Raw genomic sequence first — 26850 nt, 5'->3', positions numbered from 1 at the left:
CCATGCGACACGCCGCCAGGAACAGCTCCGGCCCGATCTCGCCGCGCTCGAACGGCGCGACGGTGATCCCGTCTGGCCGGCGGGCCAGCAGCCGCGCCAGGTTGGTCTTGCGCAGGTGCAGCGAGAGCTGCCGGAGATCATCGCCGCCCATGGCAAGAACATCAAAGGCGTAGAGCTGCACCTCGTGCTCGTGGTTGCGACTGTGCAGCGCGTTGAAGTCGGAGACGCCATCGATGCCGAGCACGACCGCTTCGCCATCGAGCACGAATTGCTTCTGGCGGACCTTACGTGCCGCCTCGACGATCCATGGAAAACGACTCGCCCAATTATAGCCGCCGCGCGTGATCAGTCGGACGCGGTCGCCATCACGCTCCAGGCGGAGGCGATACCCGTCGTACTTCACTTCATGGAGCCAATCGGGACCGTCCGGGACCGTGGTGCCCTTGGTCGGCAGGCAAAACTCAAAGGAACGCATGCGGGAAAAATAGGCATTCTCGGCTGGTTTGGGAGTGGAACCTGCCGGGACGCGCCTTAACCTTCCTTCATGTCGCGGAGCGTGAGCGGCAGCTCGTGGGCTGGTCCGGCGCTGGACCGCGAAATAGTTTGTTAGCTTCTGCGTGTGAAACTTGGGGCGTGCCGATTACCGCTGATTACGGCACACGGAATGGGAATGCCGGCCCCGGCTGTTTACCCCATCCTGCGGCTGGGGCCGTTTGAACTTGCGCTGCATCGTTCAACCGGTCCACAACCATGTTTAGAGGCATTGCTATCGCGCTATTTGGGCTGACCATTCTTTCGCAGCTCGATCAGGCGTTCTTCTACGGCGGACATACTGACGCGGCCCTCAAACTAGCGCGCGAGATCAGCCGCGCGTTCGGCCTGTAGTCGGCATCACAAGCCTTTCGCTGGTGATAAAGATCTCGCGCCCGACTATCAGCTCTTTCAGGCCGGCGAGAACGGCGCGCCTCTAAAGGTTCCAGGCGTGGAACGAATGCCGGCCGGCAGTGCCGCGTGCGTGAAAACCCAGTTGCGAAGCCGAACCGAAAATCATTCGCAGCAAGCGCGCCATCAACCCGCTTGATTGGCGATCGGAAAAACCTAAAAATAATTCTAGTTCATAATCATGATGACTGTGACGCAAAAGCACAAAATAAGATGGGGAAAAGTAAAAACAGCGGGAGGAAGTGAATGGAAACTGTACGCCGATTGCGCGCGATGGCATCGCTGTGTCGACAGAGCGCCGCGTATCATCCTGAGAGAAGCTGGAACCTGCTCGCCGAGGCGGAGTACTGGGAGCACCTAGCCAATGGAGAGCTGTTGGGGCTCTTCGAAGAATGCACGGGTAGCTCCAACGAATTGGCTGCAAGAAGCCTGCACCCCGACATCCGACATGCCGATCTGTGCGACCAAGAGTCTTCCAGAGTGTGAGTGTGCCTCCTACTGCTGTGACGGAGCTCCAGTCTTCCAACGTCGAGAGCGTTGCAGTGGTTTGCGGTCCGCGCGGCTGCGTCCGCACAAGGCCCGTGTATCGGCGAGGAGCCTATGTCGTCCGCCGCCCCTATGTACGTCGCGGCTATGGCTACCAGGGGCTATCGTCGGTACTGATATTGAAAGAGGGCTTCGGCGCTCTTTCTTCTTCCCGTAACAACTCGGCCTTCTCCGCGTTATGTGCGTCTGTATCCCAATTCCCACACCTGCGACCAAAAGAGCGTCTGTTTGTCGCTTTTCGAACAGACAGGCCAAATCCGCTCCGTTCCAACTCAACTATTGGAAGCAGCCATCGGTTGGGGAGGCGAAATGGAACGTTCCCTGTTAATTGAGATGACGCGCGCAAATATGTCGAGCGGTGCAAGCAACGGGCGTTCGATCACCTCGACCGAGGCGATCTTAAGAACTCCGTCGTCTCGTTGATCGGCAATATGAACACGCGTCCCGATTGCGAACTGCCAGACTATTTGGCAACGCTTGGCGCTTCGCTGCTAACGGCGAACGATGCGCTCGGCTGGAGGACGCTCATTGAAGGATTGAGGTGATGGTCCGATGATCAACATGCGGGATCGGCAATGACGGAGCGCGACAAGGGGGCGCCTCCATCCAGGTTCTTGGTTCGGCAGGGGTTCAAGGGCTGGATGGTTTACGATCGGCAACGTAAGGGACCAGCGGTGGTTGGGATCAGTCTGGCGGTCAATTTGACCAAGGAACAAGCCGAGCGCATCGAGCGGACGCTAATGGATAAGCGCGAACGTGGAATCATCCCCGATTAGGACAGCGTCCAGCCTCATTCTATTACGGCGTTGGGTGGATTGTGTGCAACATGATAGGGGGCTTAATGACATATTGTATAGTCGTCAGAGCATCTGGACGAGAGCTAGATCGCTTGCGGACACATGCTGCACATATTGCGCGCGATCAGAAATCAGATTGGTGGGTGGAGACAACTGAGAAAGGAAAAGCATTTTGCTTTGAGCGCGCAAACGCGAGGGCCTCATTCAGTGCTGTCTGCGAAAAAGACAGTATTCAGTTCAGCGAAGTCTAATTGGCACTAAGAGAGAACTGAGAGACCAGTTATCGAAGGCAGCGTTCTCGGGCCGCAGCCAACCGCGCCAATACAGCGATGACGTGTTGCCGAGGTGACCGGCGGCCCACCTGAGCGTGTTGGCGGCGGCATGCCCCAGCGCATCAGCGTCCTCTCGGACCCGGCTTCCGTGTTGCGGACCACGGGCACTGGATAATCGGGGAAGACGCCAGGCATCGGCTGCAAGTTGCCAAACGTGGCGGTTGACTACGCGGAAGAGCGCGAGGATGGCCGCGTGGTTGGGTGTGATGCTGTAGAGCTTGCATGGAGAACACCGGCCGGCGGCCCTACTCGACCGATCATTCGCTCCTTGGTGGCCCGCAGGCTGCGGAGGTAATAGCCTTGTGCCTGAACGGCTGACTTGATTTCGTCGCTGACCTTCAGAACTCTTTTTCTGCTCTTGCGCCAGTTCTGTGCAGAGTAAAGCACGGGAATCAATACGGCACGCAAAAGTGAGGCCCCAATACGTGGGTTGCTCTGGTGGGAGAATAACCCGGACGACTGCCGCAAGGTGGCCTACTGCATGCGGCGGTGATAGCGCGCACCGCCGGACGGTAGACCGATGCTGCCTAATCGCTGTGGAGTTATTGGTCTAACGGTGATGACGATGCGCCGTGAGGGCGGATCACTTGGATCCCGCCTACGGTTGGCATGTCTGCTCATTCAAGAGCGATCAAAATGTTCTGCCTCAACTCCTGCAGAAGATCGGCGGATTTCATGCTCATCATCAGAGCTGAGGCTGGTTGCAAATTCTTTATGATCCTCCCCCGAACAGCTCCAACGGTTTCAGAATGAAAGCCGAAGGTGGTGGCAAGCACCTGTAGGAATTTGTTTGGAGGTGGTGCCTTTATGACATCCAAATTCTGCGGATGAAAACCAAAACCGAGGAAAATAAGCATCTTCGCTTGAGCGAGGACACTCGCGACCTTATTCGCATCGTGGAATGGGGCCTTCTCGGTGTAAGTACGAATCCCTGTTATTAGCGAGAAAGGATCGACGTGGTGCGGATATCCATATGCGGTGCCTTTCGGCTCTTGCCAATCGAGCGGGCCGAGTGATCCATACGGCCTAATCATGTTAAGCTCTGAAACGATCTTCTTGGCCTCCTCTGCGGAAGCAGATGTCTTGAGCTGCAGCGCCCAATAAAGATAGTGCTCCAGTGCTCGATCATAGTTGAAGTTGATAAAAGTAACATTTTCAAAAGCACTGGCTAATTCAGTTTTCTCCAGACCTGCTATCACCATAGAGAATAGCCGACCCAGCCAGCCGGAATTACTCTCGTCTAAGGTCACCCGACCGGTGTTACTGGATATCGCCAGCGAACTCTTTCCCTCTGCTATCAATATTTCGTTGACGATTGCTATTTTGCCGACCTCCACTGCTTCCGGAGATGCACGGACAAAATGAAGGGCCTCGTCAATTGAGATGAACGAGTCTATTGCGGAGGCGAGGTCATTTGCGGCGCGCGTGTAGTCGTTGCTGCGGGCTTGATCACCAGTGTGCCGACGTATGTGCTGCAGCAGGTCGTAATCACCCTCTTTTGGATCGGGGGAATAGGGCTCAAAGCGAAACTTGATCTTCTTTGCGATGGAAACCTTCAATGCCGAACCGAGCGGAAAATTGTACTCGCTACTCGCGCCTGCACCTATGACGAAAACGACCGGCTTGTTGAACATGGTTTGCTTCCTGCGAATCGGCAGCGCATACGTTGGCACAATGCAAGGTAGAGTGGTGCACGGAAGATTACGGAGCTGCCAGTGAATCACTGGAAAGCAGGGAGTTTTGATGGAAATATCGGTCGCCGACGTTTCCGATGTCACTAGATCGCAATGCACCAGAAAATAAATTCGCCGGTTCCGCATCGGCGATTTCGTCAATGGTTTCGGCGGCTCGTATGCCGCATCCGGTTAGATGCGCGGCAAAAACAAGAGCTGGTTGTTTGACCGCCCGCCTGCTTCGCGCACAATGTCAGCGCTCGCCGTCGGCGATGGGACCTGAGTGTTCTTGTTCGCGGCGTGAGTGGTGATGTGGCATGGGAGAGGTTGAGTATGAGGATCATTAAAGGTGATCCAGCGGCCGGCAAGCCGCGTAAGATCGTCTGTGCGGCGGCAAGCGCGCCGTCGAGGCTGGCATCGCGGTGCCCGACAAGGCCGTTGAGGAAGCTTACGGTCTGGATGGGCCGACCGTTCACGCGATTGTAGATGAGGATGAGGTGGAGCCGCTGTGCGATCGCTGCGTGACTGCGCTGTTGCGTGATCGGCCGAATTTTTCGCGCGCGTGATGTGGAGACGAACGAGAGTATAGTTGACGCCAATAATATGGACAGCGGTCACGCCTTGACAATAAGCCCGGACTAAAGCTCAAGAGTTTTCACGCTTTCATCGTCTGACATTGAATAACTCGGCAGTGTGTTATTGTGGCGACTGCCATCGCAGCTTGATTGGTCGATATCTCTGCGCAATGACGGGTTCAGCAAACGCGATTGTTTCAGTTGCAAATTCTGTCAGCAGACGCCCGACGCGATCTAACTCAGGTTGAAATCCGCCATGGTCCCAGATGTCGTGGCGCAACTGTTCGTAGAAATTGCGATTACCCTCTGCGTCCTCAGCACGGTCATCATTTGCTCTTTGCGCTAGCATTTGAGCGGAGACTTCGATGTATCGGCGGGCTTGATGTAGCTTCATGAAGGTCTGTTCAACCTGCCTACCGAACAGAGCCATGCATTTTGGCTGGATATCCCATACCTGTTCGAAGAACTTGGCATTGGCATTGATCCGTTTGATGGACGCGAAGTATGGCCCACGCCGTCTTCGCGTCTCTTCAGTATCGCCATCCCACCGAGGCATATCGGCCCATTCGTACCCCTCGGTGACGGCGGCACGTATCCCTTGAAAAACGGGCTGCGTTTTGTGAGCGATGGTCAACGCATCAAAGGCAATTTCAATGCGCCGCTCTTCTAGCTTCTCGCGGCGCCATCGCTCAAAGGTTCGAAAGCCGCTTACGGCGATGGCAATCGTGATAGCGAACCCGGTGAATGTGAGAAGCTGTGTCCAGCCGAATGCCCATGGATCAGTCACAAAATGCTATCCTCTTCCAAGTCGAGGGCGTGACACGAGTGGTGAGGAAACACTACAACTTTTCGACGAAAGGGTGCGCTGTATACACGTCATTCAGATCGCGGTCGGGGCTGATCCACAACAAATTCAGATGTCGTTTCTCCCGGCGGATCGCGACACAAAGGAGGACACACCGGCGTGATGACATTGATCGAATTAAGCTTTTTGCCACATGCGAACCCCTGCGCAGGGGACGGCAGGGGAAAACTGGCTCCGCGCAGGGCTAAGAGACAGACACCATAAACTCACCAGGGAAATGTCGGGGGGAACGTAGGTAGCGCTCTCCCGCTACCAAACTCCCGATAAATCCCTGAAATTCCTCGAACTTGCCTGATCGCTGTTGCGCATGAGGGATGTAGCAATGATACAGGCGCGCGAACCCCTCAGCAATGGCCACAAGGCCGATCGGGTTTCTAACGTTAATCCGTTAGATGGTCGACGCGGCGATCGAGTTCTCGTCGCCGCTAACGTGCTTGTGGGTCGCGTCGCTGTTAGCCTTGGGCGGGCGACCGCGCTGCGGCTGCTGCTGCCTAGCCTTGTCGGCGGCACCGTGCAGCTTGCTAACGAAGTCCCCCTTTCGGCTTCCGACGTGACGTGATCGATCAGCGCGTTCACATCGTGGCGGTCGCGCAGGAACGCCCACCCGGCCGCCATGACCGCCTGTCCCACATCCCGCGGCAACGCGGTTTGCGCGACCTCGAGCGCCTGCCTCGCGGCCTCGACCGAGGCCGTATAGCCCTGCATCGGGGCATTTAACTTCTCCTTTCGCTAGGTGATGCGGGCCTTATGGCCCGTGACCCAGATGTCTGCACCGCCGCGGCCGGTTTCAAGAGACGCTTCGTCTCTCGTCAGCTTGCCTCTTGCGGCCGGGACGTGTCTCGTTGGTCAACGCATCGACCAACGCGGAGGTGACCCATGTTTACCGAGCCTGTCCGGAGCGATGAAACGATCGCCCGATACGAGATCGACGCCACCAAGTTCCTCGGCCAATACTGCCGGGAGCACCCGGCCGACGTCTGCCACGCGCCCTATGAGAGCCGCGTAACTATGTGCGCCGACTGGTTTTTGAAGAGCGATGGCAGGTGGTCGGATAGCTATATCCGGGGTATCGCCGCCGCTCTAAGCCAGCGCGTGGAGATGTTTGTAAGGATGGATCTCATCAGCGACCACCCGGAGCCGGAAAAATCGCTGCTCTGGCGTCTGAAAAATGATCGGCCTCAGTCGATCAAGAAGGTCAAGAAGTCCAAAGAGGCCAAGGCGAAGGCGCACCAAAAGAAAGTCGCCGCCAAGAAAAAGGAGCGGAAAGCACCTCGTAAATCGATTCCGGTGCGGGAATTGCGTGCCCTCGTTCAATATTTTCGCGACCAGGCCGACGGGTTCTCGCTGTGGATCGCTGGATATATTCTGGTGGCCTCGCGTCTCGGCTGGCGGCCCGGCGAAATCGTTACGCTCCGGCGGGAGGGAAATTTCCTGCGTGCTCGCGCTGAAAAACATACCAACGGACGCGGTTTGACCGACACCTGCGAGGTCGACATCAGCGCTTACCCGAAACGGCTGATCGACCGGCTCGATCAATGGATCGCGGAAATCGAAAAATGGGAGGAGAGATATGGTGGATTGTGGCACGTTCGAAGCGCGATGAACGAGCGCCTTGCAACGGCGTCCGAGGCGGTCCGGATCGAACGGGTTTGTACCTACACTTTTCGGCATTTCGCGATCGCATGCATGAAGCGGAGCGGTTTCTCCAATTCGGAGATCGCGGTCATCGTAAATCATGCCAGCAGTCGCACGGCTACTGAAAGGTACGGCAAGGCTCGCGATGGAATTAAACGAGCGAAGAAGATCCTGCGCTTCAATCAAGAGAGATTATTATTGGAGCGTGATCCCCCGCGAAAGTCCGTCAAAGACTTGCAGCAGGAGCAATTGTTGCGGCTCCCTACATAGGATTGTTGCACCTTGGCGCTCTCCAAGCTGGGAATGATCTGACTGTTAATTCTCGTGCGGCATCTCTGGGGTACACATCGGTGGTGGCGGAACCTTCGCCGGCCTCTTTCGGGAATGCCTATTTTACGGATTTTCGGGGTGTCCGCGGTTCTTGGTCGGGAATCCCTCCCTCTCCGCCAGTTTTCAATTCCTATCCGCCACTTTCTTCCTGCAGAAAACCTTGAAAAATCGCGTTCCCGGCCTGCGTGAGTGTGCAAGTGCCGAAGCGTGTATCCCCCGAGGTAGTCCATCAAGTAGTCCACGATCACGCCGCCCGGACGACCGGCCGCAGTAGCCGCCGGCGAGGCGCGCCGACCTATGTTGTTCGCCGGCTTTCCATGTATTTCTTCCAGATCCGACCGCCCCGCGATCTTGCGGGTGACGGCATCCCGTGCGCTCCTATCCGGGTGAGGCTCGGCGTGCTGCCTAAGAGGGAGGCGCACCGCCGAGCCGCGTGGCTGGGGATCCTGGCTCAGGCCGGGTTCGGCGAATGGAGGCGACACTTGGAAGGTCACGCGTACAGCGAATTTCCGCCGAGCGAGGTCGGCTTTCCGAAGGGCGACAGCCCCGAGGAGTTTTTTGCCAACATGATGGCCTTCCTCAACGAGGCCGCGGCGAGGCTGGAGAGCCCGGCGCCGGCCCGGTGTTCTCGCCGGCCACCATGCGCGACCTCGCCGCCATCCAGGAGGCGGTCGCCATGGAGCAGGAGGTCAAAAAGGGAGACTCAGGCCACCCCACCGTGACTGCGCGCGCCGACCTGCTCCGCAAGGACGTTTGGGATCGCTGGCGCGCCGGCGAAGGGCTGCCCCAGGTCCGCGAACCCCTGGCGGAAGCCATCGGCAAGCTGGCGGAGGTCGCCGATCGGCAGCTCGCGCTTCTGCAGCAGGGCGCAACGATCCACCAGCCCGCCGCGATCCACTCGGCTGTTTCGGAAGTGGTGGATCGTCGCGTCGTGCAGCCCGATCCACCCGCCCCACTTCCCGCCCAGGCCGAGGCCGTCGGGCCGTCTCCGCTCTTCAGCCAGATCGAGGACGAATACATCACGATCCGCAAGAACGGTGGCGCGTCCGACGGCACGATCAGCACGGCACGCTGGCGCACCCATGTGTTCAAGACCCTGGTGGGCGACCGGCCCCTCAATGCGTACATGCCGATCGACCTGCAGAATTATGTCAACGAGTTGCAGTACCTGCCGCTGCAATTCTCGCAGAAAGGCGATCAGACCGCAGAACTGCTCGCGATGGGCATTCCCGCTGCGATCGCGAAGAACAAGAAGGATCGTTGCTACGAGCCCATCGCGCTGAAGACGATGCAGGATGGATACGTGCAGATCGTGCGCGCCATCATCCATGCCGCAACCGGCCTTCATCGTTTGCGTGACCCCTTCCAGGGTTTTCGTGTGCGCTGGCCGGACAATGCCAAGCCCTCGGTCAAGCGTGAGAGCATCGACTATGAGACGCTGAACCGCGTGTTCCGGCTCGGCGCGGACTCGGGCTATCTGGATGACGCCATGCTCGGTCCGTTGTGCTTGCTGGCGACGCGCCGGATCGGCATCCTGCCCTGGATCCGCGGCAGCGATTTCGGGACGAAGCACGGCGTGGACATTATCCGCCTCAACGGGATCGTGTTCGACAAGACGGACGGCATCTATCGGCGCATTCCGTACAAGACCGATGAAAGCCTTCGCTTCTTCGTTCTGCACAACGCCTTCCGCAATGGGGCTTTGTGGATGGGCGATCGAGCAGGGCGACAATCTCCTCTTTCGCTTGCTGCAGACCTGCAAGGATCCCTCCGACACCGCCTCGGATCGCATCAACAAGCTCCTGAGGCGCGGCGGCGCCGCCGGCATGAATATCGAAGTCGGCCAGTCGCTGCGGCATGGCGGCAAGGACCTGCTCATCGAGGAGGATGTCGACACCACGACGACCCGCCTTCAGATGGGCCACCGCGCGAGCGATCCTCATGCCGGTTACGGCACGCGGGCCGAGTTGCGCCGGAAGCAGTGCCAGGAGCTGGCAAATTTCGAACTGCCCAAGGAGATCGACTGGTCGATGTTCGAAGGGCTGGATTTTGAGGCGATGGCATCAAGGCCGCGACAGGTAGGGCGGCAGAAACGTTGATCGATTGTTGCGTCGTGTGGCGCTATCAATGGGCACTTCGCGGTTCGATACCTGCGTCCCCAGCCAGGCAGTCCTGCCGTTAACGGTGCTCCCGAACAGAGCCGCAAATAGGCCGGAAATCCCGGCTTTTTCGGGAATCTAAATAGTCTCTGAGCACCCGGTTTCCTAACAGCGGTGACGAAATCGCGGAAAGTCTCCGGCTGTTTCCCGAAAAACTCCCGTTTTGCGGAGACTATCGGCGGAGACAGCTTCGATCATCACTGCCGCCCGACCACGGTACTCTGTCTGGGTAAGTTCGCCGACCCACAACACGGAAATTGGGATCCGTCGGCAGGATGGCTGCACGAGGGCGACAGCTGCGATCGCCGTGACAATGTTGGTGCGAATGCGAGCCTTGAAGTCTTTCTCAGGTTTGCCGGTTTCGCCGTGGACGCATCAAACGGCTCGACATAAAGGATTTGTTCGTCGGGACTAGGCGTTTGCGAATCGTGAGAATGGTCATCATGGTTCTAAGACGTAAGCTCAATCTCTAGTAATGCGCTCGCCTACGGCGACCTCTCCAAGGCGATAATTGGCTTATCAGGAGCAGCACGAACGCGGTTCGTGACCGGCGGCCTGATGAAGAACGCCATCGGCACATTCGGCAAGTGATGTTCTGAACTCGACATCAAGAGCAGTCGGTTGACGGTATTGTCCTGGATACCTCCTTTGGGGAACATGCTGAGGACAGTTGCCGTCTTCACCTTCACCTGCTTCTTTTCTAGGACCGCTTGTGCACCCTCATGGGTGCGAGTGAACCGTCCGGCCAGATTTTGCTCAACATTCGGTTTCGCGCCGCGCTCCTCAAGTTTGGAAAGATACTTGAACGTGTCCCGCATGACCGCCGGATAACCAGTGAATATCTTGTCGGACGCGGGTGGGAAAATGTCGGCATGAAACTGCGGGAACCCAAAGGCATGCGTGCCAATACTACGGGTGAGCTCAGGCAGCACTATCTGGCGCGCACGCGCCGGGCGTTGCACAGCCAGACGAATTTCGTGCCAGCGCGCAGGACTATCCGTGATGATGCTGGCTCCGGTCGCTTGCGCGAGATACAACGCCATTTCGAAATTTGGCTGAAGTTTCATTGCGTTCAGCCGGCCATCATTCTCGCCGCTGTCGGCCGGATCTTGCAACACAGCCAGAGGATCATGATGCTGATACTCGAGCATCAGCCTTACCGCAACGTCGAGCTCCTCCTCCGATTTCGCGGGATAAGCTTTGCTCAGCGTCCACCGTACGGCAGCAGGTGGCATGGACATAATGCTGCGCTGCGTATCCCCTCGCATGAGCGCGCTGGTGCGTTCGTCCTCATAGAGACGCGGATCAATGCCGGCGGATCGCGCGCGGGCCATTTCCCACATCTGGTTCCGTAAGTGACTATCGAAGTCGCACGGGTCCGGCACCAAATGAACCAAGCCACGCTCGACTAGAGGAATAATCTTCAAGAACAAGAGGATCGATTTCAGCACTTCCTGGCGATGGGAACTCGGGTTTGTTATCGGGCTATATTTTGGGCTCATGATGCGTGGCGTCATGAACGGGTGTTGGATAATCAATTCGCCGAAATAGAGCGACGCGCCAAGTGCGTAGTCCCCAATCGCATCGGGATGGATAAGGCCGGTGTAAACAGCTCGCGGCTTCCCATCGGGTTTTGGCAACATCCGCAGGAGATCCGTGTCTTCCGGCCACAGGTCACCGAAGAGCTGATAGATGAGCTTGATTTTTTGGTCGGTCAGCTCGCGGCGAACCGTATTCCAGCCCCTATTTTCGTCAGCAAGCCCCAGAACATTGTCCAGCGCGTTAAGGAACATCAGGTTGCGTTCGCGGATACTGCGCTCGGTCCAGCTCGGCCGCAACTCAACCGGCTTGCCTTCACAGCACTCCCCAAAATTTCGTCCGTTGCCACAGCCGCAAAGGTCCTTAGAGCGTAAAGGTTTGGCCACGGCAGCCTTCTGAAGAATCTCGTGTTGTTTTTCAGTGCGGCCGAACGCGTCTTGATAATGGACGGAGCCGTCCTCGAATTTCGCGAACATTTCGCCGCCGTAGCGGTACAGTTCCTTCTTGGGCGGCAGCAGGATGTGTCGAAGATCGTCCCAATCATCGCCCTGATTAGGATGCAGCCATTCTTTGCGTCCGGCAGCGACATAGCGCTTGGCCCGCGCGCGCATGATCCGGTTGACGCGTGCGACATCAGGTGCGGAAAGCTTTCGCTCCCGGATGAAGGCGTGAGTTTGGACCATCGAACTGCGATAGTTGCGCGCAAAGGTGCGCTTCTCAAGCGGGTTAGTCGCGGGGTCCTGCGCGTATTCAAAGTTCGTGAAAATCATGCAGAAATCGCGGGACAGTGGAAAGAGCGTCTGCGATGCTTTTAAGGCAATGGAAGGATCGAGCGGATAGGAACAAGCTGCCGAATCGGGCGGCAGCGCATGATTATAGATCGTCACCGGGTGGTCGCTGATGATGAACTTAACGTCAGAGTCCTCGGCCGAGATAATTTCACGTACGCCTTCGGCCCAGAACGTGCAGTGCATCGAACGGATGCCTTGCATCTCACCCATTAACTCGTTTTGGGTCAGCGCTGGGTACTGCGCCCTCAACCAATCCAGCCCCTTGGGCGTGCGGATCTTCTGGGCGTCGATATACAGAAACAGATTCTGAAATTGCCGATGCCATTCGCTGATATCAGTCTGCGCGAAGGCTCGAATAGCTTTCGCACCTTTGGTATCTACGTCACCAAACATATGGCGCTCGATCTCGTCATTGACCAAGGTACCAAAAAAAGTCGAATAGAGGTCAAGCTGCTGAAAGCAGCGGGCGGTCGGCCAATGTATAAGCGAGTTGCCGAACTTGACGCGGCCATCCGGAAGTGTGATCGGCGGAGGCGTCAGGTCCAGATACGCAAGTGTGGTTTGGCCCGGCTCGAAGAAACCGGCTTGATACCATCGCGGGACGTAGTGGTTGTTCCTGGTTGCTGTCATTCTGGTTTGGCTTTCGAATTGATATCGCTCTGCTTCGCGCGCAAACAGCGGAAGGTATCGATTCGAGCTGTCTACTTTTGCAGTCCTACAGCTATCATCAAGAGCAGGGCGCATTGATCGCCTGAAATTACGTGTGACAAGTCCCTGGGCGGGGTCGAGAGAAAGTTCCAGTTGCTGTATACAAGTCGCCCGGCATCCGAATCGTCGGCTTTCGGTGCCCAAAGCGGATCAGACTCCATGGCGCGGCCGACCCAACGCGGTAAAGCGACCCTCGACACGCGGTTCAAATTCGCCGAAACGGCCTTTCCCGGCGGCATAGAGGGGTGGAACTCCCAACTTCGCTTTGCCACCGGTGCTGCGGATGGCGAACACTACCTTCTGCGTCTCTTCAGGAAAACAGATACTGCGCTCGATGGAGATCTGAAAAGGCTCATCAACCGTGGGCTTCGACGGGTACGCCGCGTTCTCTCTTCACGCCGCGCGCGAGAGCTGCTGGTTGAGGTGCTTGATATCGTCGAGGATGAAGACGAAATCGGCATCCTGATGGTCAATCCCGGCAGTCCCGTCTGCGGTTCGTCGCTGAGTGTCCGGAACCGGGAAAACCGCTTCTTGGTGCCGACCGGTCGTAAGCTGTTTTGGCGTAACATGGTACGCGTGGCCGAGGGTCTCGCGCTATGCCACGATGCCGGCATCGTGCATGGCGCCATCAGCGAGCATGCGATCGTCTCGCATAGCGACCAAAACGAAGATTTCCGGCTTGGTGGTTACGAAGCTTGTGTCCATATCGCTGACGGCGATATGGACGGAGCCGCATATCCTCTGCGGTCATCAGGCACCGTGTCGTTTCGGCAGGATTGGAGCGACCTCGGCAAGGCAGCATCGCGTATCCTTGGCATCAAGGAAGACGGGAGTGGTCCTGCTTTGTTGTCGATCGAACGTCGCATGCTCGACCGCCTTGCGAACCCGCCACGCTATCAGTTGTTCGATGGAAGCATTGTTTTGCGGGAGCTGGCCGAAGTGGTCGCGGATCTCGACCGGTCGGGGTCAAGTGCCGAAGGTGAACTCGTCCTCTATCCTTCCCCAAGGGCGATTCAAGTCGACTTTCCGGCCCTCACGTCGGGCACCATCCCGGCCGACGACAGGGATGCTGTTCTCCGGTTCGTCGAAGAGGATTTGGGCGGACCTTCGGTCCGCGCCGTTATCGTAAACCCGACGGTTGTGCGGATCGCTACCGACCTCGCCATCTACGGCGTGAAGGTCGTTGATCAGTGTATCGGAATGATTGAACGTGCCGCCATCAGGCAACCCGATGATCGTATATATGATGCCGTCGAACTTGCTCATCGCATACATCTGTCGCGCACACGCAATAGTGCCGAAGAACGCGTGCGCAAGCTGGGCCCCGGCGCGAAACGTTGGACCGGCGTCGCGGGCGACGGCCATGGGAGCGACCAGGTCGACGATATTCCAACGTGGCATGCCCTTATCCTGCTCGAAGCCTTTACTTGGTTGCGCGAACAGTTTCGTATCTATCCTGTCGTGGTCCTTCATCCGCCGTCACGCGGCGATGCCGATCTTGCTTGGGTAGCGTCGCGCGAAGATGCTGACCGCGACGCGCGACGAAAAGTGATGAAATTGCGCACCGCAGAGGAAGCCCTTGTCCGCGAATTGAAATACGACGACGGCAAAGCCAACTGGGCGCTCACGCGTAGCGACTCCCTCGCCGGCGATCGTGAGCGGCTTCCCGAACTTAGCTACGAAGGGACCGGTGCCGTCGGCGGCCGGCAGGCCTTCACCTTCGCAACCAGCGAAGCGGTTGTTCCGGGACAGACGCTCTATCTTCGTCCTCGACGCGACAGCGGGTTTGAACGCGCCGTTCGTCGGCGCCTGCAAAATATCGTTGCAGCCCGAACCAATATCGAACTCCTGCGAGCGATCGACGACCCGGCGCAAGTCGCCCTGGACGACGTGCTTCGGGATATAGCGGCGCCGGGCGCCGTGCCGGCCGAGATGGATGCTTCGAAGCGGCTCGCCTGGGAAACCATCGCGTCGGGAAAGTCCATCAATGTGGTCGTAGGTCCTCCTGGCGTGGGCAAGACCTTCCTGATCTCGAATCTGGTCAAGAGCATTCTGGCCAAAACACCGGATGCTCGGCTTCTGGTCTCGGCTCAAAACCACGACACTCTTGTTCAAATGGAGGATGAACTCAGAAAGACAATGGCGGGCGGCACGACAATCGTGGTTCGCGTCGAACGGACGCGGTCGACCGACGAGGTCAGTTCTTTGCGCGAGAGTTCCGTCAAACTCCTCCAGTCTATTTCGGCAGCCGATCCTGCTGCTGAAGCCGTGATGGTCAATCAACGCTATCATATCAAGCTGGCACTGGCGCCCGTGGGCTCGGAAACCTCCATTGCGGAACGCGTGCTTCGCGATACGGATAATCTCTTGCTGCGGTCATCCGATGTTACGCTTGCTACGACGTCGTCGCATATCATCGAGGAAATGATCGCTGACGGCGAACAATTCGACTGGATTATCGTCGAGGAGGCTGCCCGCGCCAACGGCGCGGAACTGATCGGCGCCCTGTTGCTCGGTAACCGGCGCATCATGGTTGGCGATCACAATCAGCTCTCGCCCTTCGATGCCGTTCAGCGGCAAAAATTCTACGATAGCGAACGCGCAGCCGAGCTACTGCGTAACGCAAAGGAGCAGCTAGAAACTATCTCCGATCTGCCGCTAGAGGTTATTGCGGCGCTCGACACCATCACTGCGAACGAACTTTTGATGAAGGAGGTTCTCGCCACAGCGGCGCGTCTCGAAGAGCCGTTCCGGTCGATCGCAGAACGGGAAGAAGAGCGTGAAAAAGTGAGCGGGCGCCCAAGCGTGATCACCAACACATTGCTCGAACAGAGCAGGATGCACCCCGCTATCAGCGAGCTGGTCTCCAACACGTTCTACAATAAGAAACTCATTCCATCCGATCGCGTTAAGCGCCGCGCAATGACTGTCACGTCCACGGCGTCCTATCTGGCTACGCCGATTGTTGTTCTCGACTTGCCACCACTCAGCATCGTAAAGCGGCAGCGCTTTGAAACTAAAGTAAAGCGGTCGTACCGTAATGAACTCGAGGCGCAGGCTTTGATAGCGGCTTTGAAGGGCTTGCGGCCGGTCGTTGACGCTGATGGGCACCGTCCCACCTTGGTAGTCCTTTCGCCTTATTTGGCGCAGGTCAATTGGTTCAAGCAATTGCTGAATCAACAAGTCGGCAAGGATAAGACCTTATTTGGCTTCGTCAGCCCGCGCGGCAACGGAGACTTTGTCTTTACCAGCGACAGCTTTCAGGGAGGGGAGGCCGACGTCGTCGTTGCCAGCCTCGTCCGCAACAATGTCATGGTGGGGTCACGCGCGCTCGGATTCGTCAAAAGTCCGCAACGAATGAATGTGCTGCTGAGCCGCGCCAGGCAAAAACTGGTTCTCGCCACTAGTCAACGGTTCATTCGCGAGGTGGTTGACGGGATCGATCCCGACGGGACGAAGGATGAGCTTGAGTTCCTTCGAAAAATGTTGAAGGAGCTCGCGCGGCTTGAGACAGCTAACTTCGACCGGGTCGGGAAGGGCGCATCCATCGTCAAAGTCGACGAGAACGGGAGGTTTCCCGCGTGAAAATCTACCTTCCCGCCTGGCACTACCGGGCGCGCGCCATCGTTCAGCGCACCTGGGGATGGAGCCCAATTGAAGAGATGATACTGCTTGAGCTCAATCGTCGCCCAGGCACGATCGAAGACGTTGCGGCGTCGCTCAGTCTCCCCATCCAGGTCGCCGGCTCCACCGTTGCGCGATTGATGCAATTCGGTTTGGCCGAGCTGCGCTTCTCTCCTGCGCCCCAATTGGCGACAAGCGGTGTCGGTCAAGACTTTATTCAATTGGGGCGCGCCTTGCCCGAGCGGACCGAGGATCGCGAGATCCACATCAGTCTCGTGTTGGAAAAGGTGGGGCACTCCGTCTTTCGCAACCGCGATGTCGAGACGGTCCCATTGTTTCGCATGACCCATGCGGAGGGGCATAGGGTTGAATTCCCTCGCGGAGCCGACGAAACCGATGATACGATGGCGGCTCGCGTTCTCAAGCTGGTGGCCGGCATGCTTCGCCCCGGCGAGTGGCTTCGTGGCGTGCAGACGGTCAATTCCGTCCTTGAAAAGAAATATCTCGCGATCGATTTGAACGACTTCAAAAACGGCGCGCTCCGAGACGGAGCCAGCGATGAGCTGATCCGGGCTCTTCAGGCAACGATCGACACTGGCATTCTTCCGGCCGCGACCGACCCGCAGCCCGACCGATCGCAAACGATCGACACCTGGATAACTGCCGATCAGTTAGTCGTTGGTGGCGACGAGCATCTCGCACGTTTCGAGCACATCGTCGGCGAAGCCGAATCCGATGTCTTCGTTCTTTCCACTTTCGTCACGCCGCAGGACGACGAGAAATACACGGACCGCCACGAACGTGTCCGCAAGGCGCTTGAGCAGGCATGTGCGCGCGGCGTGCGGTGCCACTTGCTCTACGGAACCTCACTTGATACCGACCGGAGAAACGCGATTGCGATGCAAGAGCTGAACGTTCGGCTCTCCGCGGCGCGAAGCGGCGGACGCACGCGAGGCTTCGTGCTGACGCAGCGTGACTCGGTGCGCAGCCACGTCAAATGTCTCGCCGCCGACGACGGTCAAGGGGGAGCGGTCGTCCTGCTCGGCTCCTGCAACTGGCTCTCTTCGCCTTTTTCGGCCGTGGAGGTATCGGTCGAACTCACCGAGAACCAAGCAGCCGCGGCCGGCTTGGATCTTCTGCGCTCGATCGCTTCGCCGCTTTCAAGTGCCAGTCGTTCAATTGAAACGCTCCAATTCACGGCGTCGGAGCTGCGGCGCAGCCGGAGCGCCTTGTCGGCTGGCAGCAATGAGGACGATCGCACACCGGTTCGCATGACCATACTTCAAGCCGACGATCATGAACGATTGCTTCGTAAAGCTGCACACGAAGCGGGTCAGCGGTTCATCTGTTCGACCAATAAGGTCGGTGCCACCATGGTCCCCGGTCTTTTCAATCCGGCCGAGGTTGCTGGCCGTCGGCTCAGCGATGTCCGTGTCTATTACTCGCGCCGATCGGGACCGGTTAAGCGGCGGCATGTGACCGCGCAGCGCGAACGGCTCAATGGCGTCGTCGATGTAATCCCCGTGCTGGATCCCCAGGTCCACGCGAAATTCCTTCTTTGGGACACCGATGACGTCGTCGTGAGCACCATGAATTGGGGCTCTCAATCGGGTTCGCCCGATAACCCTCTCGATGAAATCGGCCTCCATCTACAAGGAGCTGATCTGGCCGCTCGCCTGCTGGCGAAGTTCGAGAGACGGCTCGAAGATTGATTGCCGCGCAGTCCTTGCTGAATCGATGACCAGCGCCATCGTATCCGGCATGTTCCATAACATTCGACGTGCGAATTCCTCCTGATACCTACTCAGCAGCCTCGCCCTTCGCCTCGATCATCAGCACGTCCAGGCACTCGATCTCCTGCATGGCGCGACCGGCGATGCCCTGGATGTCGCCGTAGAGGCCGGCGGTGGATTCCAGCACGCCCCTGAGCTGCTCCTCGCGCTTGGCCCAGAGGCGCGACATGGTGGCGCGCTCGCGGTCGAGGTCCTTCTGCATGTCGGTGAACTTTTCGACAATGGCCTCGATGCGGTGACGAAAGCGCGGCCCGGTCAGGTAGCTGTACACGATCTCGGTCTTGGTCTGCTGACCAGTCTGGGCCTGGCGGCTTGTGGCGACGTCGATCAGCAACTGCCGGAGTGCGACAGCCAGCGGAATTGCAAAGCGGGGCTCTGCCACCCAGACATTCTCGACCAGGTCGAAGCCCTCGACGCCTTTGGGAAGAACGGTCGAGACGATCAGCGCCAGCTCCGCCTTCGCGGCGCGTTGGTCATCCCGCAATTTGCCGAGCCAGGCCGGGTTCCAGGTCTTCGTCCGCTTCGATTCCCAAAGAATGGTGCCGCAGCGCTGGCCGCCGGCGGAGACTACGCCGTGCACCACGTCGCCGCCGAGCTCGCCCTTCGGCACCGGCTCGATCAGGTCGCTGTGGAAGCGATTCCGGAGCAGGGATTCGAGCTCTACTTCGAGCGCCTCACCCTGCAGCTGCTGCGAACCCTGATCGGCCTTTCGACGGAGGTCTTCGATTTGTCGCTGCATGCCCGCGAGTTGGGCCTCCTTTTCGGCGACCTTTGACTTGAGTGCGTCTTCGGCTTCGAGCCGCGCCTTGTCGCGCACCGCAGCCAGGTTCTCCTGCACCTTTTTCTCGACCGAGAGTTCGACCTCGCGCTTGGCGACGTCGAGTTCACGCTCCTTGCGGAGCATCTCAGCCTGCGTCCGCTGAGCTTCGATCAGTTTGGCATCGTTTGCGGCAAGCAGTTGTTGCAGGTCGGCAAGCTGCCGGTCCCGTTGACCAAGATCATCAGCGAGGGCCAAGCGGGCCCTCTTGGCCTCCGCCTCCGCGATGGCGTCGCGTTCAAGCGTCATCTTGGCCGCGATCTGGTCGTCGACGGTTTCACGGAGCTTAGCGAGATCGTCTTCAGACTGACGCAGCTGTGCTTCGCGGCGGCTGAACGCGGCCTCCTTGGCCGCGAGCTGCGCCTCGAACTGCTCGCGCGCGGCGACGATCAGGGGAGCCGCAAGGGATTCCGTCAGCTTGATCTCAGTTCCGCACTTGGTGCAGGTGATCTGGGGGTCGCTCACGCGATTGGTCCTTTGATGGTGAAGTGTGAGTGTATCCTTGTTTCCAGCATCAGCCGGAATCTCTGCCGGCGTTATCCCCGGCAATCGCGGCCACCGTGGTAGCGGCGATGCTCGGAACGAGGCGGGCTTCTCGTGGGGCTCTCGGCTCATACTAATTCCTCGTGGCACTGAGATCGCGTTCGCGCAGGATGATCTCGACAATGCGGCGCAACCGCCGCATAGAGCCGCCCTGCCACAGCTTGGCGACCGCGACGTGTTCGTTCTCGTCGAGCGGCCGTATCCAGCGTTGATCGAGCCCGCGCTCTTTGATGAGATCCACCATCACGGCCGGCAATAAGGCATCCAAGTCCTCGGCGCCCGGCTTGGGGAACGTCACGACCAAGAAGCGATCGCGAATCGGGCCCGGCAGCGGGTCCAGGCTGTTGGCGGTCGCGACGAAAGAGATTCGGGAAAGATCCAGGTTGACCTGTAGTGCAGGATCGAAATGGCGCGCGCTCGTTTCGGCCTCGGTGAAGCTCAACAAGCAGTCCCACAGCCGGCCTGCATTTGAGGTCGAGCTGGAGGGCGCTTTTTCCAGCTCGTCCAGAAGCACCAATGGGCTGGCCGTCCTGCTTCGGGCCACCGCGAGAAGAGGATGACAGGGCTCAGCGGAGTGCCAGCGACGGTCAGTACCGCCGAATGCCGCGTCTCCCCGAGAGCAATCAGTGCGCCACACGTATAGATTGAGAGCTTGGCCCAAGCTTCGAACGAATCGCGTTTTACCTCCGCCTGGTTCCCCGACCAGGATCATCGGACGGAGCTGAACGATGCGCCGGCCAACAAGATCAGATAGGATCAAGTCGATGACGCGCCCTGCGTAGGGAAACTCGAGCAGCAGTTTGCTGCGCACCTCGTGCAGCGGCGGCACCATGACGAGCGGCAGCGGCACGTTCACGACGTTCTTCAGCGAGGCGAGAATTTCCTTCAGTCGATAGTTCTTCATCTCGTCGGCACTCAGGCGAGCGACGATCAGACGATCAGACGGTTGGTTATCTTCCGCGGTCGGGGTCCGGCCTGAGATCTCGGCTGTTTCCTGCTCGGCCTCTTCCGTCAAGTGCAGTTTTTCCTCCTGCGCCTGAATGGCTTCCTGCCGGGCAGCAGCAATGCGATGTTCCACCATGCGCGAGCCGAGCATGAGCGCATTTTCCGCGGCGGAGGCGTGGCCTACTGATATGTGAGCGCAACCGGGCAGCGCCGCCCAGCCAAAGGCGAACCGCTCCATTTCGCAACACAGTTGTTCATCGCGGTCGCGAATGATCTCGAAGGACAGCAGCAGGGCCTTGGCGACGCGAAAATATTGCTGGAAGTGAAGACCCCCTCGCGTCGCGGGTAAACAAAGCAACCGTACACAATCTGACAAGCTGCGCAGGTTCGGGTCGTTATATTCCGCCGCGCGACGATCGAGCTCGGTGGCAAGCGCAAGCCCAGTGTCAACATCCTGCGCAACCGCCCAAGCGGTGTTCAGCGCGAGATCCGGGCAGAGCTCTTCGATCTCCGCAATCAGGCGTTGTTCGACGTGCCTGGCGTGGTCTCCGAGAAGCTTGGCGTAGCGCAGAATACGGGGCAGGTTTTTCAGGTGCTTCTCAGAATCCGCCGAATCGGCTGCGGCGCCGGTCAACACATCATCGCGTGCGACCGCCGGCAGCTCGAAATCGTCGCCATCATCGCCGGGGTTGCTCATTCGATCTCCACCACCATCGCGCCGTCGAAGGCCGGGTTCTCGGACCCGTAGCCGTGAGGGTTGCATACGATCCGCGTCTCGCCGACGTGGTAGTCCGACGAATTGTGGACGTGGCCATGGACCCACAGCGTCGGCTGAAAGCGCTCGATCAGCGCACTCTGGTCGGAAACGAAGGCAGCGGTGAGGGGATCGCTCTTAAATTTCGGGTGCACAGATTTCCAGTGCACTGCGTGGTGAGTGACGACCACGGTGCTGCCGTCAAATGGTGTCGCCAAACAATCAGCGAGGTACGCCTTAGATTGACGGTGTAATAAGGCTGCTTCCTGGGGCCTGAACCGGCGCCACGGCTGCTTCCGCCAGGTGATCAGGCGGTGATCATTCATGCCGATCGCGCAGGTGTTCATCACCCCGGACTGATTGGCTTTGCCGAAACCGAGATAGTCCGTCCAGAACGTGGCACCGACCACGCGAATCGCTCGTTCGCCGTGCCGGCCGGCCAAGATCACGGTCGCGTTCTCCAGCAGATAGATGTTGAAGGAGGCCGCCTGCGAACGGGCGGACGCGATTTCTTCGGGAACGCAGTGGCGGTAGTATTCGTGGTTGCCGAGCACCATCGCGATCGGGATGTGCATCGGCACGATGCGACGGAGGTACTCGAAGGCGCGGATCGCGCCTTCGCAGGTATCGCCGGCGACGATCACAAGGTTAACGCCGGGCGCGATCGTAATGGGCTTGACCGGATGCACGTCGCCATGGAGGTCGGACAAGATCTGGATATTCATTCATCTTGCTCCCGCGCACGATCCTGGAAAGCGGTCAGCAGCACGGCCGCCGCATTGCTGAACTCGCGGGGATTTTCGGACCATAGCCAGCCATAGGCGAGCCATGCGGTTGCGAGCTCGTTGGCATAGGGATGGCCGAGGTCGGTCAAGCCCGTGACCTGAGCCAGAACTAAGGATGCGGCCGCGTTGCGCTCCAGGGCGCACCGCAGGAGCGCCGTCATCGCGATGTCGGTCCTCAGCGTGATTTCGCTCATCGGCATGAGCGTGAACGTGACCTCGATGGCGGCGGCCGCGTCGCCCTTTAGCGCGGCCATAAGGTCGAGTTCGGCATGCAGCACGTTGATCTGCTCGAGCGTTGCGCGGAGGTGAAGGCGCTCGGGTTCGCCGAACGCCTGTGACGGGAGCCTCCGCCACCATGCCAGCGGTGAACTGTCCTCTGGCTGGAAAGGCCAGGAACTTCTACTTGCCGGGTCGTAAGCTGCCAACCCAACCTTCGTTGCTGAACCGGGCACCGCGGATTCATGGACTCTCTCTCTCTCTCTCTCTCTCTCTCATCGTTCAGGATGAACGTTTTTGGTCTTCGCTCTGCTAGTTGCGCGTGGCGCCATTCGCGGGGCGGCGCAAAGACATCAGCAAGCTGGCGACCTGCCAGGACGTCGCGAGTTTCGTACGGAGGCGCGGCTCAGTAGGCATCCGGCGGAGCGTCTCGGCCAGCACGAGCGCCGCCCTGGAATCGTCGCACGCGCACGACAGCAACAGCGTCATCGGGAAATCGACCCGGATGCCGATCGAGCTGGGCGCCTTGCAGTGCATGACCATGTCGATAGCGGCATCTGCATCGCCCGAGATGGCGCGCTGCAACTGCGGGATCGTCGTGGTCGTGGCCTGCACGAACGTGATCACCTCGGCCTTGGTTGCGTCGACGAACGCCTCGACCGAAATCGTCCGCCAGTACTTCAGGACGCGGGGCCACGACTCTGTCGGGGCTTCCTCCTGCCGTTCAGGGTCACCATTATCGATGTGGTTCAAAGGCGCGCTCCATTGTTCACGCATGGCCAAGCCCAGCGCGTCCGGTCGTGTCTTGATCATCATTGTGCCGCCAGACGGCGCGCAGGTTTGCCAGGCGGCGTTGCTGAGGTAGCGTCCAATTGAGTCGCGCCGGCCGATTCTGAACGTAGGAGAGGGGGCGTGAGCGCAGGTTCATTCCGGCGCCTCGCAGGTCGGCTCCGTCTCGACGGCGAGCCAGCTGCGCTCATCGAGCTGTTCGCCGGACAGCAGTTTCGCGGCGAACGCCCCGCTTCGACACTGGAAGCTGACCTTCAGCATCATCTTGTCCGGTGTCCCGGCGACAGGGCCGACCCACTTCTCGGCCTCGAGCAAATCGCGGCGCCGCTGGTGATCGTACGAAACATCGCTCCGCGTGCGTCGCGAGTAGTCGGCGCCAGCCATAACGTAGAAGCGCCCATTCCAACTGTAGCCCATGGCCTGCAAATTGCGGTGATCCAGCCGGTACGCAATACCTTTCTCAGGAACAAGAGCCTCTTCGTCTTCGGACATTACGACCATTTCTTCCCGGTCGGTCGTCACGGAAAGTCGCGTGCGGAATGAAGGCGGGTTTCTGCGCGCCGTCTCAATTCGTGTGAAACCAGCCACCGACAGCAACGTCTCGGCATGGCCGACCAGCTGCTCGAGATCATCTATGATGGGGAGACCGCGCCCGAAGGGGCGCCCCGAATTGGCGAGCGGGATGTTAAGATCGGTGCAGATGCTGATCAGCCTGCCTTCCACGTAGGGCGCCGTGACTTTGTCGAACGTATCGCCGGCGCCGGTGATGACATAGATCAGCGTGGTTGCACTGATGGACTTGCCAAGTCGGTCTCCAAACTTCCGCTCGCCGTCGCCATGTCCGATGTAGCTCTTCTGGCTGCTGTTCGGGGACTGGTCGTCGATCACGTACACGACGAAATCCCAGGGGGAGACGTGCTCCTTCAAACGTGAAAGCTCGGCGAACCTCAGTACAAGGATGGACAATCGCGAACCGGATGATTTGACCAGCCGCATCCCGTTTGTGTTGCCATCAATGAAGACCGTCGCGGCCGTGAAGCCGCTTCCGAATAGATTAGTCGGAGAAATGATGAGGTCGGATTGGGTCACGCGCTGATCCGAAGCTAATGAAGGACATATGGGATATATATCCCATATGTCTCATTTGCAAGCGGCTTCTGTCGGGCGTGATCTCCGCCGGTGTATGGTTAACCGATATTGATTCGGAGCCGAACCTGCGGTGGCCCTCGACAGATTGCCCACGGGACGCATGATAAGGGCCGGCCGCGCGCTGGTCGGGATGGAGCAGCTCGATCTCGCGCGCGCGATCGGGGTTGATCGACGCACGGTATCGAGGCTCGAGGCCGACATACAAGTTCCGACAAATCCGCTCAAGATCGCGACTTATAGGAAGATGCGTGACGCCCTCGAGAAGCAGGGCGTCGTATTTCTCTATGGGGGTGGGAAATCTCATGGGGAGGGAGTCGCGCTCAAGGACTGATCTAAGCGATTAATGGGCTTTTCGTCCTCAGTGATAGGCTTTTCGAACCAATGCAAATCTATGAGCCGTCTGCAGCCTGCACCTGCTCTGGACAGGCCGATGGGACGACCGTTTTACTAATCGTCCGGTGATCCCGCCTCCGATGACGAACATCCGGCAGAACATCGCTGTAGCACTCTAACTGAAGGCGCTCTTCCTCGTCACCACCATGATCGGCATCACCGGCCTCCGGCCTGCCATCCTCGCTGATACGGGCGCGGCCGTCCCTGTGACCTTGAACACGCTGCGTCTTCTCAAGCCGCAGTCAGAGACGCCATGAAACGGGGAGGGCAAGGTCTCATCCACGCTGCTGACGCGGATCGTGATCCCGGCGATCTTTGGCCTGATGAAGGGGGTGGATTGCCGCGTAATGATCCATCGGCTCCGCCGCTCATTCGCAACCGGATCACATCACTCACCCCTAGGCGGCGCGGCCGGTCTGTCCTGTTTCGATCCTGCCCTGCAATTCCCTGCAGCCGGCCTCGGGCTTGTGCGAGCCAAGCTCGCGCGCCACGAGCAGAGCTGCATGAACCTCGGCCGCTGCGCCGCGAACGTCGCCGCGTTCGAGCTGCAGCGTCGCGATCCGCAGCCGCATGCCGGCGGCGACCTCGAAGCCGACTTGCGTCACCTGCACCTGGCCCTTGGCGTTTCGGAAGTCTCACTGGCGCCGGTAGCACCGCGCGATGCGTGTCCTACCGGCGCTAGTCAATCCGCTACAGGTTGTTCTGGGGCAGCATCAGGGTGGTTGCGGTCGTCGGGCGACGATGCTCGAGGCCCTGCTGCAACCGCTCGCAAAACGCCGCGAGCGCCGATCGGCTCGCGGTGCCCAGCAGAAGCACTAGATCTCCAACGTCGTGGATGTCGAGTGCGTCGAGCACCCTCTCCGCGAGGTGATCGATATCCGGTTCCCTCGAGGAAGGCTCCGCGAGCTTAGCAGCCCCGAGGCGGCTATTCACCTCGCTGATGGTGAAGAGCTTGCCGTTGGACACCTCGCTCATGATCTCCGCAACCTTGTCGGTGGGGGCAGACCTTTCGCCGAGCTTATAGCCCGCGCGTGCGGGCAGCCGCGCTACCAGAGCCGGCGGATAGGTTTTGGCCAGCTCGGCGAGCGACATGTAATTTTCGGCCGAGCGGAGCTTGATGCCCAACTCCGCGTCGCAAAACGCAGCGAATTGCCCGTGGGGCATCCTCTCCTTGATCTGCGTAAGATTTTCCCCAATTTCGATGAGCTGATGGGTGGTGCGGCGGATTAGCGCGCGCACACGCTTGGCCGTCGTCTGAAGAAAAGCGACCTCAGACGGTGAAAACGCGCCGTAGTTGAAAGTGTTGCTCATGGCACACACCCCTCGTTGCGCCTCCTGCATCGCGGCAAAGCCGCGACAACGCTGCAGATGTAGGCTGTTGAGATGAGGTACGACGCGCCAGAACAGGTCGGCAGCAACACCGCTTGGCAAAGCGGAGGCTCAAGGAAATCTTGCAGGCTGAATTCTCATTTTGCAAGTACTAAAGGAGAACGACGCTTTCAAATCCGAAACTGTTTCGCATTTCACGACCTTGTGGCCGATCTCATCTAACCTTTTGCCTAAAGAGCTGAATTCTACATCACGAGACGCCGGGCTGCTTGGTGCAGAGTGACCCGAGGGAAGAAGCTTATTTGATAGCGCTTGGCCGGCCCTGCCATACTGCTGGCCCCAAGGCGACGGGTGGATCAGTTATTGCGGATCGATAACAGCCTTCTCGACGAACTCGTCGATCTCGATGGTCCGCGTGGACACAAGGGCGATCTTCCTCAAGTTCCTCTTTGCTCACCTCGATGAACGACAATGTCCCCGTTCGGGCCTTCGTCGCCAGTGTCCGGCGCAGGCTTGCCGGCGCCGACCATGGCAATCGGCAGATGGTCGACATCCCCAACGCGGTGCTGAGGGACGGTATGCCGGCAGCAGAAGCCGCCTGTGCCGAAGCGCTTGTTCACGGCGTCCCATTCCGCCGATGTCGTGCTCAACGTCCTGGCCCAGAAAGTGAACCCGCTCCACCGGCCAATATGCGAAGGAGTTAGATCGTCAGGCGCTATTTCATTGTGGTGCAGGCGAGTTGATGAGACCTTCTCGGATCGGCGAGTTGAAAGGGGCACCGTGGCGTCTCGATGACATTTATTTTGGCAAAGCGTATGCCA

The 26850-nt window shown here is 59.0% G+C and carries 21 protein-coding genes and 4 pseudogenes; 10 read left to right on the top strand and 15 right to left on the bottom strand.

Going from position 1 to position 26850, the window contains the following annotated elements:
* The coding region (locus tag IVB32_RS31395; protein ID WP_247412613.1) for a DNA ligase at window positions 1-475 on the bottom strand (475 nt) is incomplete at its 3' end.
* A gap of 713 nt (window positions 476-1188) precedes the next feature.
* On the opposite strand from IVB32_RS31395, the gene IVB32_RS31390 reads away from it, so the two are divergent.
* Both IVB32_RS31390 and IVB32_RS31385 read left to right on the top strand, forming a co-directional pair.
* On the top strand, window positions 1189-1428 hold the full coding sequence (locus tag IVB32_RS31390) for a hypothetical protein (protein ID WP_247412612.1): 240 nt from the start codon (window positions 1189-1191) through the stop codon (window positions 1426-1428).
* A gap of 635 nt (window positions 1429-2063) precedes the next feature.
* A complete protein-coding gene (locus IVB32_RS31385; RefSeq protein ID WP_247412611.1) occupies window positions 2064-2264 on the top strand; it encodes a hypothetical protein in 201 nt (66 codons plus the stop codon).
* A 315-nt stretch (window positions 2265-2579) separates the two neighbouring features.
* Here IVB32_RS31385 and IVB32_RS31380 read toward each other — a convergent pair.
* From IVB32_RS31380 to IVB32_RS31365, 4 genes and pseudogenes are all read right to left on the bottom strand, one after another.
* Window positions 2580-2825 (bottom strand): annotated as a pseudogene (locus IVB32_RS31380) (SOS response-associated peptidase); the annotation flags it as partial.
* Window positions 2783-3040: a hypothetical protein gene (locus tag IVB32_RS31375; RefSeq protein ID WP_247412615.1), complete on the bottom strand. Its 258-nt coding sequence runs from the start codon at window positions 3038-3040 to the stop codon at window positions 2783-2785. The pseudogene IVB32_RS31380 and the gene IVB32_RS31375, both read right to left, overlap by 43 nt.
* Before the next feature lie 194 nt (window positions 3041-3234).
* Window positions 3235-4251, bottom strand: a complete 1017-nt coding sequence (locus IVB32_RS31370; protein WP_247412610.1) for a hypothetical protein — start codon at window positions 4249-4251, stop codon at window positions 3235-3237.
* A gap of 735 nt (window positions 4252-4986) precedes the next feature.
* A complete protein-coding gene (locus tag IVB32_RS31365; protein WP_247412606.1) occupies window positions 4987-5652 on the bottom strand; it encodes a hypothetical protein in 666 nt (221 codons plus the stop codon).
* Window positions 5653-6052: 400 nt separating this feature from the next.
* Here IVB32_RS31365 and IVB32_RS31360 point away from each other — a divergent pair, with 400 nt between their 5' ends.
* The 3 genes from IVB32_RS31360 (at window position 6053) to IVB32_RS31350 (ending at window position 9748) form a co-directional block, all read left to right on the top strand.
* Complete coding sequence (locus tag IVB32_RS31360) at window positions 6053-6289, top strand: hypothetical protein (protein WP_247393544.1); 237 nt, start codon at window positions 6053-6055, stop codon at window positions 6287-6289.
* Between the two features lie 317 nt (window positions 6290-6606).
* Window positions 6607-7635 carry a hypothetical protein gene (locus IVB32_RS31355; RefSeq protein ID WP_247412603.1) on the top strand — a complete coding sequence of 343 codons (1029 nt, stop codon included), beginning with the start codon at window positions 6607-6609 and terminating at the stop codon, window positions 7633-7635.
* 700 nt (window positions 7636-8335) lie between these two features.
* Window positions 8336-9748 carry a hypothetical protein gene (locus IVB32_RS31350; RefSeq protein WP_247412602.1) on the top strand — a complete coding sequence of 471 codons (1413 nt, stop codon included), beginning with the start codon at window positions 8336-8338 and terminating at the stop codon, window positions 9746-9748.
* Window positions 9749-10339: 591 nt separating this feature from the next.
* Here the strand turns inward: IVB32_RS31350 and IVB32_RS31345 are convergent.
* The gene (locus IVB32_RS31345) at window positions 10340-12814 is read right to left on the bottom strand and encodes a DUF4238 domain-containing protein (RefSeq protein WP_247412601.1); all 2475 of its coding nucleotides are present in this window, start codon (window positions 12812-12814) and stop codon (window positions 10340-10342) included.
* A 237-nt stretch (window positions 12815-13051) separates the two neighbouring features.
* Between IVB32_RS31345 and IVB32_RS31340 the strand changes: the two genes are divergently transcribed.
* Both IVB32_RS31340 and IVB32_RS31335 read left to right on the top strand, forming a co-directional pair.
* Complete coding sequence (locus tag IVB32_RS31340; protein WP_247412600.1) at window positions 13052-16477, top strand: AAA domain-containing protein; 3426 nt, start codon at window positions 13052-13054, stop codon at window positions 16475-16477.
* Window positions 16474-18228, top strand: coding sequence for a hypothetical protein (locus IVB32_RS31335; protein WP_247412599.1), 1755 nt, complete (start codon window positions 16474-16476; stop codon window positions 18226-18228). The genes IVB32_RS31340 and IVB32_RS31335 overlap by 4 nt, the downstream gene beginning before the upstream one ends.
* Before the next feature lie 88 nt (window positions 18229-18316).
* Here IVB32_RS31335 and IVB32_RS31330 read toward each other — a convergent pair whose 3' ends face one another.
* The 6 genes from IVB32_RS31330 to IVB32_RS31305 all read right to left on the bottom strand — a co-directional run bounded on the left by IVB32_RS31330 (window position 18317) and on the right by IVB32_RS31305 (window position 24247).
* Window positions 18317-19591 carry a DUF2130 domain-containing protein gene (locus IVB32_RS31330; protein WP_247393520.1) on the bottom strand — a complete coding sequence of 425 codons (1275 nt, stop codon included), beginning with the start codon at window positions 19589-19591 and terminating at the stop codon, window positions 18317-18319.
* A 151-nt stretch (window positions 19592-19742) separates the two neighbouring features.
* Window positions 19743-21311 (bottom strand): AAA family ATPase, encoded by a 1569-nt coding sequence (locus IVB32_RS31325; protein ID WP_247412597.1) that lies wholly within the window; start codon window positions 21309-21311, stop codon window positions 19743-19745.
* Window positions 21308-22093, bottom strand: a complete 786-nt coding sequence (locus tag IVB32_RS31320) for a metallophosphoesterase (protein ID WP_247412595.1) — start codon at window positions 22091-22093, stop codon at window positions 21308-21310. The genes IVB32_RS31325 and IVB32_RS31320 overlap by 4 nt, the downstream gene beginning before the upstream one ends.
* Window positions 22090-22578: a hypothetical protein gene (locus IVB32_RS31315; protein ID WP_247412594.1), complete on the bottom strand. Its 489-nt coding sequence runs from the start codon at window positions 22576-22578 to the stop codon at window positions 22090-22092. The genes IVB32_RS31320 and IVB32_RS31315 overlap by 4 nt, the downstream gene beginning before the upstream one ends.
* A gap of 103 nt (window positions 22579-22681) precedes the next feature.
* Window positions 22682-23185 (bottom strand): hypothetical protein, encoded by a 504-nt coding sequence (locus IVB32_RS31310; protein ID WP_247412591.1) that lies wholly within the window; start codon window positions 23183-23185, stop codon window positions 22682-22684.
* A 108-nt stretch (window positions 23186-23293) separates the two neighbouring features.
* Complete coding sequence (locus IVB32_RS31305) at window positions 23294-24247, bottom strand: hypothetical protein (RefSeq protein ID WP_247412588.1); 954 nt, start codon at window positions 24245-24247, stop codon at window positions 23294-23296.
* 130 nt (window positions 24248-24377) lie between these two features.
* Between IVB32_RS31305 and IVB32_RS31300 the strand changes: the two genes are divergently transcribed.
* Both IVB32_RS31300 and IVB32_RS31295 read left to right on the top strand, forming a co-directional pair.
* Entirely contained in the window at window positions 24378-24638 is a 261-nt protein-coding gene (locus IVB32_RS31300) for a helix-turn-helix transcriptional regulator (protein ID WP_247412586.1), read from the top strand.
* A gap of 142 nt (window positions 24639-24780) precedes the next feature.
* A pseudogene (locus IVB32_RS31295) lies at window positions 24781-24957 on the top strand (haloacid dehalogenase); the annotation flags it as partial.
* 141 nt (window positions 24958-25098) lie between these two features.
* Here IVB32_RS31295 and IVB32_RS31290 read toward each other — a convergent pair.
* From IVB32_RS31290 to IVB32_RS31280, 3 genes and pseudogenes are all read right to left on the bottom strand, one after another.
* Window positions 25099-25311 (bottom strand): hypothetical protein, encoded by a 213-nt coding sequence (locus tag IVB32_RS31290; protein ID WP_247412584.1) that lies wholly within the window; start codon window positions 25309-25311, stop codon window positions 25099-25101.
* Window positions 25312-25390: 79 nt separating this feature from the next.
* The gene (locus IVB32_RS31285) at window positions 25391-26011 is read right to left on the bottom strand and encodes a hypothetical protein (RefSeq protein ID WP_247412582.1); all 621 of its coding nucleotides are present in this window, start codon (window positions 26009-26011) and stop codon (window positions 25391-25393) included.
* Window positions 26012-26392: 381 nt separating this feature from the next.
* Window positions 26393-26495 (bottom strand): annotated as a pseudogene (locus IVB32_RS31280) (Ku protein); the annotation flags it as partial.
* A gap of 34 nt (window positions 26496-26529) precedes the next feature.
* On the opposite strand from IVB32_RS31280, the pseudogene IVB32_RS31275 reads away from it, so the two are divergent.
* A pseudogene (locus IVB32_RS31275) lies at window positions 26530-26695 on the top strand (IS21 family transposase); the annotation flags it as partial.
* Window positions 26696-26850: the final 155 nt, after the last annotated feature.

The sequence above is a fragment of the Bradyrhizobium sp. 23 genome (assembly GCF_023073295.1).
GTDB lineage: Bacteria > Pseudomonadota > Alphaproteobacteria > Rhizobiales > Xanthobacteraceae > Bradyrhizobium > Bradyrhizobium canariense_D.
Note: the sequence above shows the minus strand (reverse complement) of the source record. Positions and strands in the feature narration are given on the sequence as shown.

Excerpts from the sequence above, each read along its gene's own strand:
- IVB32_RS31340 (WP_247412600.1), top strand. The coding sequence starts at position 13,052 with ATGGCGCGGCCGACCCAACGCGGTAAAGCGACCCTCGACACGCGGTTC.
- IVB32_RS31285 (WP_247412582.1), bottom strand. The coding sequence starts at position 26,011 with ATGAGCAACACTTTCAACTACGGCGCGTTTTCACCGTCTGAGGTCGCT.
- IVB32_RS31320 (WP_247412595.1), bottom strand. The coding sequence starts at position 22,093 with ATGAATATCCAGATCTTGTCCGACCTCCATGGCGACGTGCATCCGGTC.
- IVB32_RS31360 (WP_247393544.1), top strand. The coding sequence starts at position 6,053 with ATGATACAGGCGCGCGAACCCCTCAGCAATGGCCACAAGGCCGATCGG.
- IVB32_RS31390 (WP_247412612.1), top strand. The coding sequence starts at position 1,189 with ATGGAAACTGTACGCCGATTGCGCGCGATGGCATCGCTGTGTCGACAG.
- IVB32_RS31345 (WP_247412601.1), bottom strand. The coding sequence starts at position 12,814 with ATGACAGCAACCAGGAACAACCACTACGTCCCGCGATGGTATCAAGCC.
- IVB32_RS31325 (WP_247412597.1), bottom strand. The coding sequence starts at position 21,311 with ATGAGCAACCCCGGCGATGATGGCGACGATTTCGAGCTGCCGGCGGTC.
- IVB32_RS31385 (WP_247412611.1), top strand. The coding sequence starts at position 2,064 with ATGACGGAGCGCGACAAGGGGGCGCCTCCATCCAGGTTCTTGGTTCGG.
- IVB32_RS31310 (WP_247412591.1), bottom strand. The coding sequence starts at position 23,185 with ATGATGATCAAGACACGACCGGACGCGCTGGGCTTGGCCATGCGTGAA.
- IVB32_RS31355 (WP_247412603.1), top strand. The coding sequence starts at position 6,607 with ATGTTTACCGAGCCTGTCCGGAGCGATGAAACGATCGCCCGATACGAG.
- IVB32_RS31350 (WP_247412602.1), top strand. The coding sequence starts at position 8,336 with ATGCGCGACCTCGCCGCCATCCAGGAGGCGGTCGCCATGGAGCAGGAG.
- IVB32_RS31370 (WP_247412610.1), bottom strand. The coding sequence starts at position 4,251 with ATGTTCAACAAGCCGGTCGTTTTCGTCATAGGTGCAGGCGCGAGTAGC.